The sequence below is a fragment of the Woeseia oceani genome, assembly GCF_001677435.1.
Classification (GTDB): domain Bacteria; phylum Pseudomonadota; class Gammaproteobacteria; order Steroidobacterales; family Woeseiaceae; genus Woeseia; species Woeseia oceani.
This window is the reverse complement of record NZ_CP016268.1, coordinates 2,404,039-2,422,759: the sequence shown is the minus strand read 5'-3', so window position 1 is coordinate 2,422,759 and position 18,721 is coordinate 2,404,039. Positions and strand designations below refer to the sequence as shown.

The window sequence follows — 18,721 nt, the reverse complement described above, 5'->3', positions numbered from 1 at the left end:
CGCCGGCATTCTTTCTCAGTAAAGGACAGACACACTTGCAAGTAGTAAGCGGGCGGAACGAGCTTCGGGAGATTCTCGACGAATGGCGGCATGCCGGAGAGCATGTTGCGCTGGTGCCCACCATGGGGAATTTGCACGAAGGGCATCTCAGCCTGATGACCTTGGCGCGCGAGCACGCTGAACGGGTGGTCGTGACGATCTTCGTTAACCCAACCCAGTTCGCGGAAGGCGAAGATTTCTCGACCTATCCGCGGACCCTGGAACGGGACAAGCGCCACCTCAAGCGGGTTAAAGCGGACCTGCTGTTCATACCCGACGTCGAAACGATTTATCCTTTCGGTACCGATGCCGCAACGTCGGTCACCGTGCCGGTACTGACAGAAGAGTTTTGTGGCGTTGCCCGGCCCGGACATTTCGACGGTGTCACGTCTGTCGTCAGTCGCCTGTTCAGCATCATTCGGCCGGACGTTGCGATCTTCGGCGAAAAGGACTACCAGCAGCAGCTGGTTATTCGGCGCATGGTCGAAGACATGCATTTGTCCATCAAAGTCGTCAGCGGTCCTACCTTGCGCGAGGACGACGGCCTGGCACTAAGTTCGCGTAATCAATACTTGACCGATGACGAGCGCACTATCGCACCAACTCTATACGCTACCTTGCGCGAGATTGGTGATGCACTGCAGGCGGGCAACGACGATCACGGCGGGCTGGAGACCAGCGGCATGGAACGGCTGACAGGCAGCGGATTCCATGTCGAGTACGTGAGTATCCGGCGAGCGGAAAATCTCGCGCTACCTGACAGGGAAACCGATCGTTTGGTCGTACTGGCAGCCGCACGGCTTGGCAAGGCGCGGCTCATCGACAACATCGTTGTCGAGATTTGAGCCGGTTCTTGCCCCGGCGTCGCGGCTGATACAGAGATACCGTGTGTGGCGCTTTGCCCGCGGGCGGGATACCAACCTGGATCTCAGGCAAACACCTGATTCCGGCCGGCCCGCTTGGCGCGGTACAGGGCGGCGTCGGCCGCATGCATCAACGAGTCCAGCGTGCCGTCGTCCTGCAACTCGGCCACGCCCATCGAGATCGCGATCGGAATTCTGATCAGGGAATCAATGTTCTCTTCATAGTCGCCGTTAATCGCAATACGGACCCGGTTCGCGGTTTTCAGCGCTTCGGCTTCGGCAACGCCCGGTAACAAGACCGCAAACTCATCACCGCCGAAACGTACCAGCTTGTCGCGCGTCCGGAACTGATCGCGCAACACGCGCGCTACCGCGGTCAGTGCACGGTCACCCGCCACGTGACCAAACTGGTCGTTGAATGTTTTGAAGTTGTCGACGTCAACCATGATCATCGACACGGCTTCGCGATTCTTGCGGCAACGGGCAATTTCTGCGGGGAATTCATCAACCATGGCATGCCGGTTGCCAAGACCGGTCAGTGCGTCTGTACTGGCATTGCGTTCGTACTTGAGCAGATCGCCGAAACTTTCAGCGATGAAATGGTTGTGGCTCCGAATTCGCTCCGACAACATCAGCAGCAGGTTTTTCGAGAAGGCGTGCGAAGCATTCACCATTTCCCACAAAACCGTCTTGTGTATGACCAGCACATGGGTAGGTTCTGCCGCAATCACATAGGCGGACGGGTCTTTGCCTTCGATGATGGACATTTCACCGGCACAGGAGCCTACGTCCATGCGCGCGAGTACAGGTGCGTCGGGCGAGCCAACCCGAACGTCGAGCAGCCCGGATAGCACGACGAACACGTATTCGTTCCGACTGCCGGGCGACAGCAGCAACTCGCCAGTGCCTACATCGCGGCGTTCGCACTGCTGCAACAGGCCTTGAATCTTGTCGGGCGAGACACCGTGAAAAAGGTCAAGACCGGCGAGCAAAGAGCGTTGGTAATCCGAATTAATAGGCGGCACCCTTTCGACCCAGTTGCCACTGCGGCCCTGGCAAATCGTTAATGCAGACTCTGTGGCGAAATGCCAGCGGAGAGGCCCCAGCATGCAAGGCGAGGCACCGCTTTTTACTGCATTCACACTTTGATGACAATGGCTATCGTGCGAACGCTTTGCGTGAGTTCAAAAGCCCCGGCAATTCACGAGTGAAAAGTAACAACGGTTACTGGTTCTGCACTTATGGTGCGTCTGGCTCCGCCAGTTGTGCGCGCATGGCGGCGAAGGTCTCCTGGTCCGCATCGCTGGGTTCCGGGTATTCAAGTCCAATGCTGGCAAGTGACTTCACGATTATTTCCGCAACCACTGCCCGCATGTACGGCTTGTCATCCGCGGGGATGGAGTACCACGGTGCCCACGGCCTTGAAGTTGCGTTGAGGGCGTCTTCATAGGCCGTCATGTACTGCGGCCAGTAAGCACGCTCTTTAATGTCGCCCGCGGAAAATTTCCATTGCTTGTCCGGGTTGTCTAGTCGTCGCAGGAATCGCTGGCGTTGTTCCTCCAGTGACACGTTCAGCCAGAATTTAAGGATGACGGTACCGTTGCGAGCAAGGTGTTTTTCCTGTTCGCGTATGGACTCGTAGCGTTGTTCCCAGAAGCTCGGGTCGTCGGTTGCGCAGGGCAGCTTCTGGTACTGCAAATACTCCGGGTGGACCCGCACAACGAGTACCTCTTCATACTGGCTACGATTGAATATTCCAATGCGGCCGCGTTCGGGCAGTCGGGTACTGGTGCGCCAGAGAAAATCGTGATCGAGTTCCAGGCTGGAGGGCTTCTTGAAACTGAATACCTGGCAGCCTGCGGGATTAATGCCCTGCATAACTGCGCGAATCGTACTGTCTTTGCCAGCGGCATCCATGGCCTGAAAGACGAGCAGCACGGAATGGTTGTCGCCGGCCATGAGGACTTGCTGCAGTTTGTCGAGTTGTTCGGAGGCGGCCTTCAGGCGCTTCTTGACTTGCTTGCGCTGCTTTTTTTCGGGTGCTGTGCTGGTTTCAGCAACTCTAAAACTGCCATCGAAGGGCACCAGGTGCCGATCGTCCACTGCTTTGAACATTTCTGTCTCCCTGTGACCGCCGCGATGTACAAGTGACCCAGACTACTCGAAAGGCCAGCGTGATTCCGCTACGTTGTTGCGCACTTACGCAGTGACTTTGCGCTACGCAATCTATCGATATCTGGTTAGAGCACGTTGTGTTGCTGCAATGCCCAGTTGACGTGCTCGCGTACCAATGCTGACCCGTGATCGCGCCGGCTTTGCAGTGCTTCAATGACGGCCGTGCTTGTTTCGGCATTACCGAGACCCACTGCTAGATTGCGCAACCATTGCTCGAAGCCAATCCGTCGAATCGCGCTGCCTTCCGTATTGCTGAGCCAGGTTGCTTCATCCCAGCGGAACAATGCGGCCATGTCGGCATCGTCCAGACTGTGGCGCGGCGCGAAATCGCCCTCGGCGGTAGGCTTGGCGAATTTATTCCAGGGACAAAACAATTGGCAGTCATCGCAGCCGTAAACCCGGTTGCCGATGGGCTTGCGCAGGTCCTCGGGAATGCTGCCCTTCATCTCTATAGTCAGGTAGGAAATGCAGCGGCGGGCATCGAGCTCGTACGGCGCGACGATGGCGGCTGTCGGGCAAACGTCTATGCAGGCGCGGCAACTGCCGCAGTGGGATGATTCGGCAACGTCCTCGGCCAGCGGCAGATCCGTATACAGTTCGCCGAGAAAAAACCATGAACCAGCCTGGCGGTTGATGACGTTCGTGTGTTTGCCGATCCAGCCCAGGCCGGATTTTTCGGCGAGCGGCTTTTCAAGGACCGGTGCGCTGTCCACGAACACACGATAGCCGAAGTCTCCGATGTCATCTTCAATGAGCCGGGCAAGTTTCTGCAGGCGTTTACGCATGAGCTTGTGATAGTCCCTGCCCAGTGCATAGCGGGATACGTATGCTTTGCGGGGATGATCGAGCAGGTCTTTGGCGCGTTGCTGCTCGTCGGGAAAGTAGTCCATGCGCACCGAAATCACCCGCAACGTGCCCGGCACCAGCATGTCCGGTCGGCTGCGCTTCAGGCCGTGACGTTCCATGTAAGCCATTTCTCCGTGATAGTGCTTTGCGAGCCATGCGTGCAACCTATCCTCAGCAGCGCCCAGGTCGACGTTGCTGATGCCGGTTTGCTGGAATCCCAGGCTGGCACTCCACGCCTGGATGCGTTTCTTCAGTGCATCCAGGTCATTTTTTGTGTTGATCGAGGTCAATGCCGGTGTTTTCACGGTTACCGTTGAGGTCGAGTCAGTATAATCGCCGCCATCATGAATAACCTGACCTGCACTCCCGAACAAGGCATCTTCAGCGTCGCTGCTGTTCGTGCTGTCGATTCTGCGGCGATTGCCGATGGGATCAGCGGCTACGAATTGATGACGCGCGCAGCGCGGTTCGCAGTGCAGATTGCCTGCACTGAATACCCCGGGGCGCAATGCTGGCAAGTGCTGTGCGGTGCGGGCAACAACGCCGGCGATGGCTATTTGTTGGCCAGACTCGCCAGTGAGCAGGGCATTGATGTCTCCGTTCGGTATGTGGTGAGTCCGGATACGTTGCGCGGTGACGCGCGCAGCGCCTGGCAGGCGGCGCTTGAACAGGGCGTGTCGATCGCGGAGTACGACGGTTCGCTGAATGCTGACGCCGGGTTGTTGATCGATGCGCTGCTTGGCAGTGGTCTGGATCGCAATGTCGGTGGGCGGTTTGCCGATGCGGTTAATGCGATCAATCGGCACCGTGCGCCGTGTCTCGCGCTCGATATCCCGACCGGTCTCAATGGCGACAGTGGCGACGTGATGGGGGTAGCGGTCGAAGCCGCAACGACGGTCTGTTTCGTCGCGCGCAAGACCGGGCTGTATTTTCTCAGTGGGCCCGATCATTGTGGTGATATTCAGTTCTCATCGCTTGGTATCCCCCACAAACACTACCCGCAGCCGCGAATACGGCATGCCGATGAGGCAGCCATTCGTTCGGCATTGCCACTGCGACACCGGCAGGCGCATAAAGGCGACTACGGTCACGTGTTGCTCGTCGCTGGTGGCAAGGGCATGCCCGGTGCGGCAAGACTGGCGGGCGAAGCGGCGCTGCGCACCGGGGCCGGCCGGGTCAGCGTTGCGACGCATCCCGGCAACACAGCCGCCATCGTGTCGCAACGGCCTGAGCTGATGTGCCACGAAATTGCCGCAGCGGATCTGGCACCGCTGCTCAACGCGGCAACGGTCATTGCGGTGGGGCCGGGGCTGGGTACCGTTGCCTGGTCACGCGCTGTTTTCGAGGCCGCGCGTGCCGGCAGTAAGCCGCAGGTGTTGGACGCTGACGCGCTCAATTTGCTGGCGTCGGCGGCGGACCGCAATGAGCAACGGGTCCTGACCCCGCATCCCGGCGAAGCGGCACGCCTGCTCAATTGCAGCACGGCCGAAGTGCAGGCGGACCGCTGTGCGGCGTTGCAGGCGCTGCGAGAGCGCTACGCTGGAACGATCATACTCAAGGGTTGTGCTTCGTTGATATCGTCCGGCGACGGTGTGCCCTGGCTGTGCCCGGCCGGCAATCCTGGCATGGCGACGGCGGGCATGGGTGATGTTCTCACGGGCATTGTCGCGGGCATCATGGCGCAGGGCGCCACACCGGATACGGCGGCCGTAGTTGCCACGGTAGTGCATGCACTGGCCGGCGACAGCGCGGCGCGCCGTGGACAGCGTGGCCTATTGGCCAGCGACCTCTTGCACGAGTTGCGACCATGGCTCAATCCGTGACGCGCACCGTTCAGCTTGCCGATGAAGCCGCCAGCATCGCGTTGGGGACGCGGTTGGCGAGTCATTTGCCGGCGGAATTGGCCGGTTGGATGATCCTGTTGCAGGGCGATCTCGGTGCGGGCAAGTCGACGGTGGCTCGTGCGTTGCTGCGCGGACTCGGCCAGACCGGGCCAGTGCCCAGTCCCACGTACACACTGATCGAGCCTTATGAATTGCCGGCGGGGCGCGTGTACCACGTTGACCTTTACCGGATCGCGGGTGCCGATGAGCTGGAGTTTCTGGGCTGGGAAGAACTCGATGACGGCTTGCGGCTGGTGGAATGGCCCGAGCGCGTGCCGGCGCTGTTCAAAACGGCCGATATTTGCCTGCAATTGGCCTACACGGAGACGGGCCGGAGGGCCGTTTTGCGTGCTTACAGTGAACGAGGGGCCGCCTGGCTGGCGACTTTGCCACTCTGACAGTTTCGCCGCTGGTGTCCTGCAAAATATTAAGTATCAGCCCTATCTCTATAATATTGAAAGAAATAATCTTGGCTTTTCTGTCCAGATTTGTATACTGGCCGAACGCTGTACATCCGCACGGGACGCGAATAACAACAATGCACGGGGTTCGATCAATTTTTGCTGCTGGTTTTGCCGCACTGCTGCTCGCAGTTGCAGGCACGGCCGCTGCCGCGACCACGGTCGAAGACATTCGCGTGTGGACGGAGAACGGCCGCACCCGCGTAGTCCTAGATCTGAGCGGGCCTGCGCAGCACAACATCTTTACCTTGCGCGGTCCTGATCGACTTGTGGTCGACCTGACGAACAGCCGGCTGTCACAGAAATTGTCCGGCACGCTGCCGACGAGTGGCGCCATTCGGTCAATTCGCAGCGCCGTACGGTCGAACGGGCAATTGCGGGTGGTGCTCGATCTGAACGAGGCGGTGCGTTCGCGCAGTTTCGCGGCCGGACCGAACGGCAAGTACGGTGATCGACTGGTTATTGACTTGCAGGGGCGCGGACCGTTACAGGCGGTGAAGCAAGCCGCTGATCGCTATCAGAGTGGTCGCGACATCGTCATTGCTATCGACCCGGGTCATGGTGGTCACGATCCGGGTGCGGTCGGTCGCGGTAAAACGCGTGAAAAGAACGTCGTATTGTCAGTCAGCAAATTGTTAGCTGAACGCATCAATGCGCAGCCCGGCATGAAAGCCATACTAACGCGCAGTACCGATGTGTACGTCGAGCATCGCGAACGCATGGAAACTGCGCGACGTGCCAGAGCCGATTTGTTTATTTCCGTACACGCCGATGCGGTTGACGATCCGCGACCCCAAGGGTCGTCTGTCTACGTTCTTTCGCTGAAAGGCGCGAGCGACGAGGCGGCGAAGCGACTTGCCGAGCGTGAGAATGCGTCGGCGCTGGTCGGCGGCGTGCACTTGTCCGACAAAGATCAGGTGCTGGCGTCGGTCCTGCTGGACCTTTCGCAGAACGCGGCCTTGAGTGCCAGTCTGGACGTTGGGGACAAAGTCATCAGGGAGCTCGCGAACCTGGGGCCGGTGCATCGGCGCACGGTTCAGCAGGCCGGGTTCCTGGTGCTGAAGTCTCCTGATGTACCGTCGATTCTGGTGGAAGCCGCCTTCATTTCAAATCCCTCTGAAGAAAAGAAACTGCGCAGTGAAACTCATCAGCGCCGTCTGGCGGATGCCATACTTGCCGGCATCAGCAATTATTTCCACGCGAATCCACCGCCGGATACGCGCCTGGCCATGAATCTGAAAGGCACGTCGGGCGGTTCCCGGCAGCACGTGATCGTTCGTGGCGATACGCTGTCCGAGATCGCTGAGCGCTACAATGTGAGTTTGGGAACCTTGCGTTCCGTCAACAACCTGTCGAGCAATAGTCTTAAAGTCGGGCAGAAATTGCGTATTCCCGCCACTGCGGGTAGCTGACAGCGCACAGACAGTGTCCGTGCGGTTCACGCACGGCACCGGCCAAGCCGCTACCCAAGAGCGGCTGCATTTGAAAGAATGCGCGTTCCTTTCGCCACGCGCCAATTCCAATGCCCATTCGACAGCTTCCAGGCCACCTCATAAACCAGATCGCAGCGGGCGAGGTTGTCGAGCGCCCTGCGTCGGTTGCAAAAGAGCTGGTTGAGAACAGTCTCGATGCCGGTGCGCAGTCCATTGTCATCGATATCATGGCGGGCGGTTCCAAGTTGCTGCGCGTGCGTGACGACGGCTGCGGTATCCCGCAGGATGAATTGGCGTTGGCACTGTCGCGACACGCGACCAGCAAGATCACCAGCCTCGAAGATCTCGAAGCCGTCGCGTCGCTCGGCTTTCGCGGCGAAGCGTTACCGAGCATCGGGTCGGTGGCCCGACTGACGCTGACTTCGCGAACGGCGGATGCTGAGACGGCCTGGAGTGTGAGTGCCGACAACGGCAGATTATCCGAACCGAAACCGGCCGCACATCCACTGGGCACTACCATCGAAGTGGAAGACCTGTTCTACAACACGCCAGCGCGCCGCAAATTCCTGCGCACAGAACGGACAGAGTTCGCGCACATTGATAAGTGGATTCGGCGGCTTGCACTTGCGCGACCCGACGTCGCCTTTACGGTTTCGCATAATCGTCGAACTGTCTTAAGTTTGCCTGCCGCGCACAGCGAAGAAGATGAGTTGCAGCGCATCGGCAAGATTGTCGGTGACAGTTTCGCGTCACAAGCGGTGTTTCTGAGTCGCGAAGCAGACGGCATAGCGATTCGCGGTTGGCTGGGCTTACCGACCTTCAATCGCAGCCAGCCGGACTTGCAGCACTGGTTCATCAATGGCCGCAGCATTGGCGACAAGACATTGAGTCATGCGGCGCGGCACGCGTACCGTGACGTGCTGTTTCATGGGCGTTACCCGGCGTACGTGCTGTATTTGAGCATGGACCCGGCGAGCATTGACGCGAACGCACACCCGGCCAAGCACGAAGTACGGTTTCGCGATGGGCGGCGCGTGCACGGCATTGTTTCGCAGTCGCTGGAGCAGGTATTGGCGGGCACCCGGCCAGGCGGTCATGAACAAAGCCCGGCGCGAGTCGCGGCACCAGCGGTGTCCGGTTTTCAACAACAGCCCATGCGCCTGGCGTCGACACACGGCAGCCAGGCGGTGGCTGAGGCGCTGAGCGCGTATCGACAAATGACGGTACCGACAACGGCCGAAACCAGCGAGCAGCCCGCTGGCGCATCACATGCACCGCCGCAAACGCGCGAGGATGACACGCCGCCCATGGGCTACGCACTGGCCCAGCTGGCCGGTATCTACATACTGGCTGAAAACAAGAACGGGTTGATTGTTGTCGATATGCACGCGGCGCATGAACGTATTTTGTATGAAAAGCTGAAAAAGGATTTCGATCAGCGTTCGCTGGTCCGCCAGCCATTGCTGGTACCGACAACGGTTGCCGTGTCGGAGAGAGAAGCCACACTGGCCGAAGACAATGCGGATGTCTTCGCACGGCTGGGTCTCGTAGTCGACCGTGCTGGTCCGCAAAGCCTGGTCATTCGCGAGATGCCGGCATTGCTGCGACAGGCCGATGCGGAAACGCTGGTTCGCGATGTTATTTCAGATATTGCGGATGCCGGCAGCAGCAACCGCGCTGCCGACATTGGCGACGAAATTCTGGCGACGATGGCCTGTCATCATTCGGTGCGGGCAAATCGCGTCTTAACGATTGCGGAAATGAATGCCTTGTTGCGGGAAATGGAAATGACGGACCGCGCCGATCAATGCAACCACGGCCGCCCAACCTGGACTGCCATGAGCCTCGCCGAGCTCGACCGGCTCTTTCTGCGCGGACAATAGGTCTTGAACAAGCCACCGGTAATTTGCCTGATGGGGCCGACCGCATCGGGGAAAACCAGCGTCGCTATGCGGCTTGCTGCTGAGTTGCCTGTGGATGTCGTGAGCGTGGACTCCGCACTGGTCTATCGTGGCATGGACATCGGCACCGCCAAGCCTGACGCTGACATGCTGGCAAAAGTGCCACATCAGTTGATCAACATTTGCGAGCCCGAGGAAACGTACTCTGCCGGAACCTTTGTGCAGGATGCCGTCGCGGCCATTGAGAGCATTCACGCAGCGGGCCGCATACCTCTGCTCGCCGGTGGCACCATGATGTATTTTCGCGCCCTGACTCAGGGCATCGCACCGTTGCCTGCGGCTGATGCAAACATTCGCGCGGCGCTGGATGCCGAAGCGCAGCTCGAAGGCTGGCCGGCACTGCATCAACAGCTGGCCGCGGTCGATGCCGACGCGGCCGCCCGCATTGCCGAATCCGACAGCCAGCGCATACAACGCGCACTGGAAGTGTTTCGGATAACGGGTAAACCGCTCAGCGAGCTGCAGCGCGAAACGTTGCAACCCGCGCGTTACAACTTCATTCGCGTTGCCTTAATGCCGCCTGATCGCGCGATATTGCACCAGCGCATCGCGGAACGTTTGGACCAGATGATGGATGCCGGCTTTTTGGACGAGGTCCGCCAGTTGCGGACGCGGCCCGGATTAACGGCTGACAGCACGTCCATGCGCTCCGTCGGTTATCGCCAGTTATGGGCGCATCTGGAGGGTGAGACGGATTTACCAACCGCGGCCGAACGCGCGTTATTCGCAACACGGCAGCTCGCCAAGCGCCAAATTACGTGGTTGCGCAGCGAACCCGTGATAAATTGCTTCGATCCGCTTGAAGCCGGCGCTATCGATACCATATTGTCCGTCTTGCGCGAGAATTTGGGCGAATAATCGCGATAACCCAATTCAGGGCTATGATAGAATTTTCCAACGCTATGGGCATGTTGTTGCTCTGCGCCGCCGGTGGAGGCACCAGGCGACGAGTACAACGAAGACTGATAAAAAATAATAAGGAGACCCGACATGGCCAAAGGGCAGTCGCTGCAGGATCCGTTTCTGAACATATTGCGCAAGGAAAAGGTCCCGGTGTCCATTTACCTTGTCAACGGCATCAAACTTCAGGGCCAGGTAGATTCATTTGATCAGTTTGTCGTTTTGCTCAAGAACAGTGTCAACCAGATGGTTTATAAGCATGCGATTTCCACAATCGTCCCGTCACGCAACGTGCGCCTGCCGCTACCGGAAGACGAGAACGGAGAATCTGACGACTAGTCTTTACTTGGGCAATTTGTTTGCGAGGGCCGGCAATGTTTGAGCGGCCCAAGAGCGGTGAACGAGCCGTATTACTGCACGCGTCGACCGACGGTGCACCGGATGCAGCCGAAAGAGAAGAATTCGCCGAACTGGCACGCTCCGCCGGAGCGTTGCTGGTTGGTGAGCTGGTCAGCGCGCGCCGCATTCCTGACTCCCGCACGTTCATTGGCAAGGGCAAGGTGGCAGAGCTCGCGAAGCTGATTGAAGATCAGCAAGCGGAGCTGGTGATCTGCGGTGCGCCACTGTCACCCAGCCAGGAACGAAACCTGGAGCGAGCCTTGAAGTGCCGGGTGCTTGATCGCGGTGGTTTGATTCTGGATATCTTCGCCCAGCGCGCCCGTAGCTTCGAGGGCAAATTGCAGGTCGAGCTGGCCCAGTTGCGGCATCTCTCAACCCGCCTGGTACGCGGCTGGACTCACCTTGAACGGCAGAAAGGTGGCATTGGCTTGCGCGGGCCGGGTGAAACTCAGCTGGAAACGGACAGACGCTTGCTGGCGCAACGGATTCGGGTATTGAATCTGCGCCTTGAACAGGTCGACGGCCGGCGGGCGATGAACCGGCAGAACCGGGTAAACGCAGAGATCCCGACGGTGGCGCTGGTGGGCTACACCAACGCGGGCAAATCAACCCTCTTCAATGCGCTGACGGATGCCGGTGTATATGTCCGCGATCAGTTGTTTGCGACGCTCGATCCAACCATGCGGCGTATCGAGCTGGACAGCAGCAGTGCGGCAATCATTGCCGATACGGTCGGTTTTGTACGCGATTTGCCCCACGAGCTGGTGGCAGCGTTTCGATCGACGTTGCAGGAAGCCAGGGAAGCCGACCTGATACTGCACCTGATTGACGCCAGTGACCCACAGCGCTGGCAGCGTATTCGGCAGGTCAATGCGGTATTGAAACAGCTGGGTGCCGACGAGGTGCCGCAGATTCGCGTATACAACAAGATCGACAAACTGGATCGCCGGCCACGGGTGAATTGGAACCGCAACGGGCTGGGCCGGGCGGTCTGGCTGTCGGCCCGGACGGGCGAAGGCATTCCATTGTTGCGCGAAACCATCGCAGAGCGACTGCGCCGCGAGAGGGTACAAGGTATGATGCGGCTTCGCCCCGGTCAGGGGCGGCAGCGTGCCCGCCTGTTTGAATTGGGCGCCGTCGTTGCGGAAACCGCCTTGGATGACGGTGGCTGGGCGTTGGAACTGAATTTGGGTGAGCGGGATTTGCAGCGTTTTCTGAAGCGTGAGAGTCTCCCCGCGTCACAATTTGAGGCTGGTGCGGCGACGCTCGAGCCGAACGCAATTACACAGAGATAAGCAGAAGATATGGCCTGGAACGATTCTGGAAACGGCAAGGATCCCTGGAAACGGGATAACGACGAGGCGGCCGATCTCGACAAGATAGTGCAGAACTGGCAACGACGCTTGTCCAGTTTGCTGGGCGGTAAAGGTGGCAAGGGCGGCAGCGCCAGTGGCAGCGGGCCATCCGGCGGTGGCTGGTTCCTGGCAGTCCTGTTGCTGATTGCATGGTCGCTGACCGGCCTGTACCGGGTGGACGAAGCGGAGCGCGGCGTCGTGCAACGTTTTGGCGCCTACGAGGCGACCACCATGCCCGGTCTTCACTGGCATTGGCCGTACCCGATTGAAACAGTTGACGTCGTCAACACCAATGCGGTCGCCAACTATGCGTTCCGCACCGAAATTCTGACCGCGGACGAGCAATACGTCTTCGTCCAGATGGTTGTGCAATACCGGCGCGCTGATCCGTACAAATTCAGTTTCGAAGTCGTGGACCCGGAGTCCACGCTAAAAGACGTCACCGAAAGCGCGCTCCGCGAAGTGGTTGGCACGAGCACCCTCGAGGTACTGGTTACCGAGCGGCGTGACGAGATTGCACCGCGGACGCAGGAGATATTGCAGGCGACGCTGGATTCCTACAACGCCGGTATCAGTGTTACCTCGATCAGCCTTGAGAAACTCGACTACCCGCAGGCGGTGCAGGAAGCGGTCGATGATACGCAGAAGGCACGCAACGATTCCGACCGAACCATCCTCGAAGCCGAAACGTACGCGGGCGATATTATCCCGCGTGCTCGCGGCAGGGCATCCCGCATGCTGCAGGATGCCGAAGCTTATCGGGATCGCGTGATCGCCGATGCTGAAGGTGATGCCGCGCGTTTCGTGGCGCTGCTTGAAGAGTATTCGAAAGCACCCGAAGTCACTCGCGAGCGTTTGTACCTGGAAGCGATCGAAGATGTTTACAGCCGCTCGAGCAAGGTGATCATTGATACCGAAGGCAATGGCAGCCTGCTCTACTTGCCGATAGACAAGTTAATGGAAGCCAGTGGCGAACGCCGAACACTAAACCGCGCGGACTCAAGCCGCACCAGCATGAGCCAGTCGCCGTCTGAATCCTCGATACCGGATTCAGAAGGATTGACAGAGCGCGACAGGAGGACCCGTCAATGAGTGATTCACGTTTCGCGGCAATCGTAATTGCCGGTTTGTGCCTGGTGGTGCTGGGCCTGTCAGCATTCACGGTCAATGAACGGGAGCTTGCGATCAAGTTGCAAGTGGGTGAGGTCGTCCAAACAGATTACGAACCTGGCTTGCACTGGAAAATTCCGATTTTCCAGACCGTGCGCAAATTTCCAAAGCGCATCATGACCATTGAAGATGAGCGGCCGGAACGAATTTTCACGGCTGAACGCCTGGCTTTGCAGGTCGACTTCTTCGTCAAGTGGCGCATTGTTGATTCTGTCCAGTACTACACGTCGACAGGTGGTGTGCAGCAAGTGGCCGATGGCCGCTTGTCGGAGATCATCAAGAACGCGATTGTGACCGAGTTCGGCCAACGTTCGGTCAGTGAAGCCATTTCGGTTGAACGTGCCGAGTTGATGCGCGACATGCTCGAGACTGCAAAATCGGCAGCTCAGGGGCTGGGTGTTGAACTGATAGACGTGCGGGTCAAACAGGTTGAGTTCCCGGACGACGTGCGCAATTCGGTGTACCGTCAGATGCGTGAAGAACGTGCTCGCGTTGCGGCCGAACGCCGGGCGCAGGGCGGCGAGATCGCCGAGCAACTGCGTTCGACCGCCGATCGTGAACGGACGATTATCCTGGCAGAAGCTTACCGGGACAGTCAGAAGCTGCGTGGTGAGGGTGATGCAAGAGCCGCGGAAATTTACGCCGACGCTTACAATCGGGACCCCGAGTTTTACGCGTTCTACCGCAGTATCGATGCCTATCGAAACTCAATCGGACAATCAGGCGACTTGCTCGTGCTGGATCCGAAGAATGACTTCTTCCGTTATTTGAACAACAAGAATGGCGCTCGTTAAAGAGTGACGTTCGCCTGCGGCACACGGCATCCGGTGTGACAATGGACGATCAGGGGTTAGCTCTGATCGTCCATTTTTCGGATAGCGGGTGCGGCGCCAATCACGATACTGTACTGAACGAATACGATCATGTGGCATGACATATTTACAGCGTTCGCCTTGTATCTGATTCTGGAAGGCATGATTCCATTTATTAGCCCCGGAAATTTTCGCAAAACGGTTGCACGTATCGCCGCGATGGGCGACAACAATTTGCGAATGTCCGGTCTTGTAGCAATGGCGGCGGGTTTGTTGCTGTTGTATATCGTTCGATCCTGAACCAGGAGTTGCTTGCAGCCATGGGTAAAAATGTAGTCGTCATCGGAACGCAATGGGGTGACGAAGGCAAAGGCAAGATTGTCGATTTGCTGACAGATCGGGCGGCAGCTGTCGCGCGTTTTCAGGGCGGACACAATGCCGGCCACACGCTGGTCATCGGCGGCAAAAAGACCGTCCTGCACCTGATTCCCTCCGGTATCTTGCGCGAAGGTGTGCAGTGCCTGATCGGCAACGGTGTCGTGCTGTCCCTCGAAGCGTTGATTCGCGAATCGGAAGCGCTGATTGAGAACGGCGTGCCGGTCTATGATCGTTTGAAGATCAGCTACAGCTGTCCGCTTATCCTGCCATCACATGTGTCACTGGATGTCGCCCGCGAGAAAGCGCGTGGCGCCGGCGCCATCGGTACGACCGGCCGGGGCATCGGTCCGGCATACGAAGACAAGGTATCGCGCCGTGCGCTGAAAGTGGCGGACCTGTTTGTTCGGGAAAAGTTTGCCGCCAAGCTGGGCGAGGTTCTCGACTATCACAACTTCTTGCTGAAGCACTATTTTCGCGCCGAGACTGTCGACTTCGAGCGTACATTGGATGAAGCGATGCAGGCGGCTGAAATCATTCGGCCATTGACAGCAGACGTTACGCAAATCTTGCAGGACCTCGCGGACAGCAACGAAAGTATTTTGTTTGAAGGCGCGCAGGGCAGTTTCCTCGATGTCGATCACGGCACGTACCCGTACGTCACATCGTCCAATACTGTGGCGGCTGCAGCGAGCACGGGTACTGGTGTCGGACCACGACACCTTGATTACATACTCGGTATCGTCAAGGCGTATACGACACGAGTCGGCGCCGGTCCATTCCCCACCGAGTTGTTTGATGCAAACGGCGCGCACCTGGCATCCGTCGGCGCGGAGTTTGGTGCAACCACCGGGCGGCCTCGTCGCTGCGGCTGGTTTGACGCAGTTGCATTGCGTCGTTCGATCATCAACAGCAGCGTGTCAGGATTGTGCATGACCAAACTCGACGTTCTGGACGGTCTGGAAACAATTCGGATTTGTGTCGGCTATGAAATCGATGGTAAGCCGGTCTCCGGTGTACCGCTGATGCTGGATCGCTTCGCCGAGTGCCAGCCGGTGTATGAAGACATGCCGGGTTGGGATGAATCGACGGTCGGTGTTACCGAGTACGAGGCACTGCCCGCAAATGCACGCGCGTACCTGGAACACATCGAAGAGCTGGTGTCGGTTCCGTTGGATATTATTTCGACCGGCCCCGATCGCGAGCAAACGATCGTCAAACGCCATCCGTTCGAGTAGTACGCCGGCGACGCAGCAGTGCGATTGCGGCCAGGAGTAGCACGCCACCTGCTGCGCCACCGCCACTGCCGCCGCTTCCGCCTCCGGAATTGTTGGTAACTGTTACGGAGACGGTTGCGCTGGCGGACAGTCCGCCGGGGTCGCTGACGGTCAATCGAAACTGGAGCAGTGCGTCCGATGCGACGCTGGGCGCAGTGAACTGAGTGCTGGCTGTCTGCGTCGATGTGAGGGTGACCGCAGGTCCACTGATCTGTTGCCAGGCGTAAGTCAGCGCATCGCCGTCAGTATCATTTGACTGACTGCCGTCCAGAGTTACGGTCGAGTTTTCGGCGACGGTGATGCTGCTGGCGACGATCGCCGCCGGCGCGTTGTTGACACCGGTTCCGTCGGAAATGCCGATTCTCACTACGGCGTCACCGGCAATCGAGCCACCGCTCACATTGCCGAACTCCAGTTCGAAATACTCGTCACCCTCGACATTGCCGTCGTCACTGATATCGAACTCCAGCCATTGCGGGTTGCCATCGCCTGCGGCCCACGTCAGGGAGCCGCTGTTGGCGCCTGTGTAGTCGACGTCTGGCGTCGCGGTAGCCGTCCCAGGCGCAAAATCGACGCTAATGGCGCTGGTGGTATCGCCCAGTCGTTGCACCACAACGACTGCTTTGCCAAAGCCGCGTTCGCCGACATTGACCTCGGTAGCAAACAAACGAACGGTAGCCGGTGCGGCCGGGTCACTAATGTGGACATGCGCTGTGTGCCGGTTTCCCAGGCTTGCACCGCCGTTAGGGCGCACCAGACGAACCAGCAAGAATTCGTTGTTCTCATCCACGCCGTCGGCCGCGGCAGCGACGGAGATCGAGCGCGGCGTGCTATCGCCATCGGCCCAGCTTAATTGCGTGGTGTTTAATGCGTAGTCGTTTGCATCGGCAGTCGCGTGGACCACTTCGACGCCGACCGATACGGCACCTGTGGCAGAGCCGTCGCGGCTGACCTGCAGCGTTGCCGGCAGCCCTTCAGTGGTACTGAATGAGGCGGCACTGAACGCGAGCATGCCGCCTGGCGAGTTGTTGCGGCTCCGGTCGGCGGCCAGATAAAGGCCGCTGTTGATGTCACTGACTGCGACTGTGCCGCTGAGAAAAAACGGGTATACACCCCACGCGCCGACAAAGCCCTGCTGATCCGAAAAAGGATAGGTGTCCAGCCGTCCGGCGGTAACGGGTGCAGCAGGATTGCTGATATCCAGGATAGTCAGGCCGCGGCTGTAGTTCGACATGTAGTAACGATTGCCACGCACGAAACCGTTGTGATCGATCGCCGTGGTGGGACCGGTCCATTGACCGACCATGGTCGGCGCAGTCAGGTCGGCAATGGAAAACACCCGCAGCGTAGTGTTCAGTCGGGATTGCTGTTCATCCAGTTCGTCGTGCACGAACATGAATTGCCGGTCTTCACTCCACCAGCCGGAATGCACGTAACCGCGGTTGGCGTATTGCGGCATGCCCGGGTTCAGCCAGCGCGGATCACTGCTGTCGGTGATGTCCCAGATTTCAATGTTCTGTTCATTGAAGTCGAGCAGCAGTTCGCAATAGTCGGTGGCGTTGACGCACTGTGTATCCTTGCGCGAGTCCGTTATCAGTAACGAGGCAGCGTCGTGCATGTAGCTCGGGTCGTTGGTGTTGGGAAGCGTGTTCGGTACCGAACTGCCATTGACGAACGCGGGCGCGGCCGGATTAGCCAGCGAGTAAGCGCGAAACTGGCCGCTGCCAATGTTGGAGCCGGCAATGATGAGTCGCGGATTCTCCGTCAGCGGAATGCCGGTACTGAAATCGGCGCTGCTGCCGTACACGTTGTGCGCGCGGGAAAACTGGCTGTTGTAAGAGAGCCGCCGAACCGAGTGCGGCAGATCACTCATGTCGATTACAAACAGGCCGTCACTTGAACCGTCGGTCGTGACGTAAGCGTATGCTCGCCAGCGCCCGGCCACCGTGTCGTAGTGTTGGTAGACCTTGAGATCGCGCCACGCTGCGTTCTGGCCATCGACAAAGCCGACCTCAACCGGGTCAGAGGGGTCTGTGATGTCGAAGACACCGGTACCAATATTGTAGCCGGCTACGACATATTCCCGGCCGCTGTTCAGGTCCGTGAATCCCCACACATCATTACCGCCTGCGGGGCCGGCACTGACCTGATCGAGCGGAATGTGCGCCAGCAGATCGACATTGCTGCACGGCAGAGAGTCCGTCATACCGCCGATGCAGGGCCCGCTGACGGCACCTTTCTGCAGTTTCTGATGTACGGCCATCAAGCGGTTGGCATCGGCTGAACGAGGGCCGTCTATGGCTTTCCGATCGACGACGATTTGCAGGCCCCGGTCAAGCAGCAGCTGACGGTATTCTGCAGGAACTCCGGTCAGGACGGTTTCACCGTCACCGACAACTTTAAAGGCGTTCGCTCGCTCGTAGCCGCCGGAGATATTGACCATGCCACTGATCAACAGGAACAGGTCCTCGGTATCGTCGATGCTATAGCTGCCTGCAGCGACCCGAATCTGGCTGCCTTTGCCGGCTTGCCGCAACGCGTAGGCGAGGCTCCGGCAGGGCTCGCTGGCATCGCTGCAACGACCAAAGTCCTCGCCATCGGCCGCCACGTACAGCGGAATGGTGGCATCACCGTGCGCCTTTGCTGACTGGGGCGACAGACAAGTGAGCAACGCAATCAGCGGTATAGCACGAGCGAATTTCATGGCGGACTCGGTTTCCGGTTGTCCAGTGAACGATTCTATACCCTGCTTCGATAGCCAGGTACAGGCGA

The 18,721-nt window shown here is 58.9% G+C and carries 16 protein-coding genes; 12 read left to right on the top strand and 4 right to left on the bottom strand.

What is annotated here, in order from left to right:
• Nucleotides 1-35 precede the first annotated feature (35 nt).
• Nucleotides 36-884, top strand: coding sequence for a pantoate--beta-alanine ligase (gene panC, locus BA177_RS10905; protein ID WP_068616190.1), 849 nt, complete (start codon nt 36-38; stop codon nt 882-884).
• An 83-nt stretch (nt 885-967) separates the two neighbouring features.
• Here panC and BA177_RS10900 read toward each other — a convergent pair whose 3' ends face one another.
• From BA177_RS10900 to queG, 3 genes are all read right to left on the bottom strand, one after another.
• A complete protein-coding gene (locus BA177_RS10900) occupies nt 968-2,011 on the bottom strand; it encodes a GGDEF domain-containing protein (protein ID WP_082990044.1) in 1,044 nt (347 codons plus the stop codon).
• A 130-nt stretch (nt 2,012-2,141) separates the two neighbouring features.
• Nucleotides 2,142-3,017 carry a PPK2 family polyphosphate kinase gene (locus tag BA177_RS10895; RefSeq protein ID WP_068616186.1) on the bottom strand — a complete coding sequence of 292 codons (876 nt, stop codon included), beginning with the start codon at nt 3,015-3,017 and terminating at the stop codon, nt 2,142-2,144.
• Between the two features lie 125 nt (nt 3,018-3,142).
• A complete protein-coding gene (queG, locus tag BA177_RS10890) occupies nt 3,143-4,228 on the bottom strand; it encodes a tRNA epoxyqueuosine(34) reductase QueG (protein WP_231892434.1) in 1,086 nt (361 codons plus the stop codon).
• A gap of 39 nt (nt 4,229-4,267) precedes the next feature.
• On the opposite strand from queG, the gene BA177_RS10885 reads away from it, so the two are divergent.
• The 11 genes from BA177_RS10885 to BA177_RS10835 all read left to right on the top strand — a co-directional run bounded on the left by BA177_RS10885 (nt 4,268) and on the right by BA177_RS10835 (nt 15,910).
• Nucleotides 4,268-5,746 carry a bifunctional ADP-dependent NAD(P)H-hydrate dehydratase/NAD(P)H-hydrate epimerase gene (locus tag BA177_RS10885; RefSeq protein ID WP_068616183.1) on the top strand — a complete coding sequence of 493 codons (1,479 nt, stop codon included), beginning with the start codon at nt 4,268-4,270 and terminating at the stop codon, nt 5,744-5,746.
• Nucleotides 5,731-6,204, top strand: coding sequence for a tRNA (adenosine(37)-N6)-threonylcarbamoyltransferase complex ATPase subunit type 1 TsaE (tsaE, locus tag BA177_RS10880; protein ID WP_068616181.1), 474 nt, complete (start codon nt 5,731-5,733; stop codon nt 6,202-6,204). The genes BA177_RS10885 and tsaE overlap by 16 nt, the downstream gene beginning before the upstream one ends.
• A 140-nt stretch (nt 6,205-6,344) precedes the next feature.
• Entirely contained in the window at nt 6,345-7,679 is a 1,335-nt protein-coding gene (locus tag BA177_RS10875) for an N-acetylmuramoyl-L-alanine amidase (protein ID WP_068616179.1), read from the top strand.
• Between the two features lie 110 nt (nt 7,680-7,789).
• Nucleotides 7,790-9,583 carry a DNA mismatch repair endonuclease MutL gene (mutL, locus tag BA177_RS10870; RefSeq protein WP_068616177.1) on the top strand — a complete coding sequence of 598 codons (1,794 nt, stop codon included), beginning with the start codon at nt 7,790-7,792 and terminating at the stop codon, nt 9,581-9,583.
• 30 nt (nt 9,584-9,613) lie between these two features.
• On the top strand, nt 9,614-10,519 hold the full coding sequence (gene miaA / locus BA177_RS10865; RefSeq protein ID WP_068616175.1) for a tRNA (adenosine(37)-N6)-dimethylallyltransferase MiaA: 906 nt from the start codon (nt 9,614-9,616) through the stop codon (nt 10,517-10,519).
• 132 nt (nt 10,520-10,651) lie between these two features.
• A complete protein-coding gene (hfq, locus tag BA177_RS10860) occupies nt 10,652-10,900 on the top strand; it encodes an RNA chaperone Hfq (protein ID WP_068616174.1) in 249 nt (82 codons plus the stop codon).
• Between the two features lie 35 nt (nt 10,901-10,935).
• Nucleotides 10,936-12,255, top strand: a complete 1,320-nt coding sequence (gene hflX / locus BA177_RS10855; RefSeq protein WP_068616170.1) for a ribosome rescue GTPase HflX — start codon at nt 10,936-10,938, stop codon at nt 12,253-12,255.
• A 9-nt stretch (nt 12,256-12,264) separates the two neighbouring features.
• The gene (gene hflK / locus BA177_RS10850) at nt 12,265-13,407 is read left to right on the top strand and encodes an FtsH protease activity modulator HflK (RefSeq protein WP_068616168.1); all 1,143 of its coding nucleotides are present in this window, start codon (nt 12,265-12,267) and stop codon (nt 13,405-13,407) included.
• Nucleotides 13,404-14,279: a protease modulator HflC gene (gene hflC, locus BA177_RS10845; protein ID WP_068616166.1), complete on the top strand. Its 876-nt coding sequence runs from the start codon at nt 13,404-13,406 to the stop codon at nt 14,277-14,279. Before hflK ends, hflC begins: the two co-directional genes overlap by 4 nt.
• Before the next feature lie 129 nt (nt 14,280-14,408).
• Entirely contained in the window at nt 14,409-14,597 is a 189-nt protein-coding gene (locus BA177_RS10840) for a DUF2065 domain-containing protein (protein ID WP_197492984.1), read from the top strand.
• Nucleotides 14,598-14,617: 20 nt separating this feature from the next.
• On the top strand, nt 14,618-15,910 hold the full coding sequence (locus BA177_RS10835) for an adenylosuccinate synthase (protein ID WP_068616162.1): 1,293 nt from the start codon (nt 14,618-14,620) through the stop codon (nt 15,908-15,910).
• Here BA177_RS10835 and BA177_RS10830 read toward each other — a convergent pair.
• The gene (locus BA177_RS10830; protein WP_068616160.1) at nt 15,888-18,653 is read right to left on the bottom strand and encodes a choice-of-anchor B family protein; all 2,766 of its coding nucleotides are present in this window, start codon (nt 18,651-18,653) and stop codon (nt 15,888-15,890) included. The genes BA177_RS10835 and BA177_RS10830 overlap by 23 nt on opposite strands.
• Nucleotides 18,654-18,721: the final 68 nt, after the last annotated feature.

What these genes read in the sequence shown, in the direction of transcription:
- BA177_RS10900 (WP_082990044.1), bottom strand. Translation starts at nt 2,011, where the DNA reads ATGCTGGGGCCTCTCCGCTGGCATTTCGCCACAGAGTCTGCATTAACG.
- BA177_RS10895 (WP_068616186.1), bottom strand. Translation starts at nt 3,017, where the DNA reads ATGTTCAAAGCAGTGGACGATCGGCACCTGGTGCCCTTCGATGGCAGT.
- BA177_RS10885 (WP_068616183.1), top strand. Translation starts at nt 4,268, where the DNA reads ATGAATAACCTGACCTGCACTCCCGAACAAGGCATCTTCAGCGTCGCT.
- tsaE (WP_068616181.1), top strand. Translation starts at nt 5,731, where the DNA reads ATGGCTCAATCCGTGACGCGCACCGTTCAGCTTGCCGATGAAGCCGCC.
- BA177_RS10875 (WP_068616179.1), top strand. Translation starts at nt 6,345, where the DNA reads ATGCACGGGGTTCGATCAATTTTTGCTGCTGGTTTTGCCGCACTGCTG.
- mutL (WP_068616177.1), top strand. Translation starts at nt 7,790, where the DNA reads ATGCCCATTCGACAGCTTCCAGGCCACCTCATAAACCAGATCGCAGCG.
- miaA (WP_068616175.1), top strand. Translation starts at nt 9,614, where the DNA reads ATGGGGCCGACCGCATCGGGGAAAACCAGCGTCGCTATGCGGCTTGCT.
- hfq (WP_068616174.1), top strand. Translation starts at nt 10,652, where the DNA reads ATGGCCAAAGGGCAGTCGCTGCAGGATCCGTTTCTGAACATATTGCGC.
- hflX (WP_068616170.1), top strand. Translation starts at nt 10,936, where the DNA reads ATGTTTGAGCGGCCCAAGAGCGGTGAACGAGCCGTATTACTGCACGCG.
- hflK (WP_068616168.1), top strand. Translation starts at nt 12,265, where the DNA reads ATGGCCTGGAACGATTCTGGAAACGGCAAGGATCCCTGGAAACGGGAT.
- hflC (WP_068616166.1), top strand. Translation starts at nt 13,404, where the DNA reads ATGAGTGATTCACGTTTCGCGGCAATCGTAATTGCCGGTTTGTGCCTG.
- BA177_RS10840 (WP_197492984.1), top strand. Translation starts at nt 14,409, where the DNA reads ATGTGGCATGACATATTTACAGCGTTCGCCTTGTATCTGATTCTGGAA.
- BA177_RS10835 (WP_068616162.1), top strand. Translation starts at nt 14,618, where the DNA reads ATGGGTAAAAATGTAGTCGTCATCGGAACGCAATGGGGTGACGAAGGC.
- BA177_RS10830 (WP_068616160.1), bottom strand. Translation starts at nt 18,653, where the DNA reads ATGAAATTCGCTCGTGCTATACCGCTGATTGCGTTGCTCACTTGTCTG.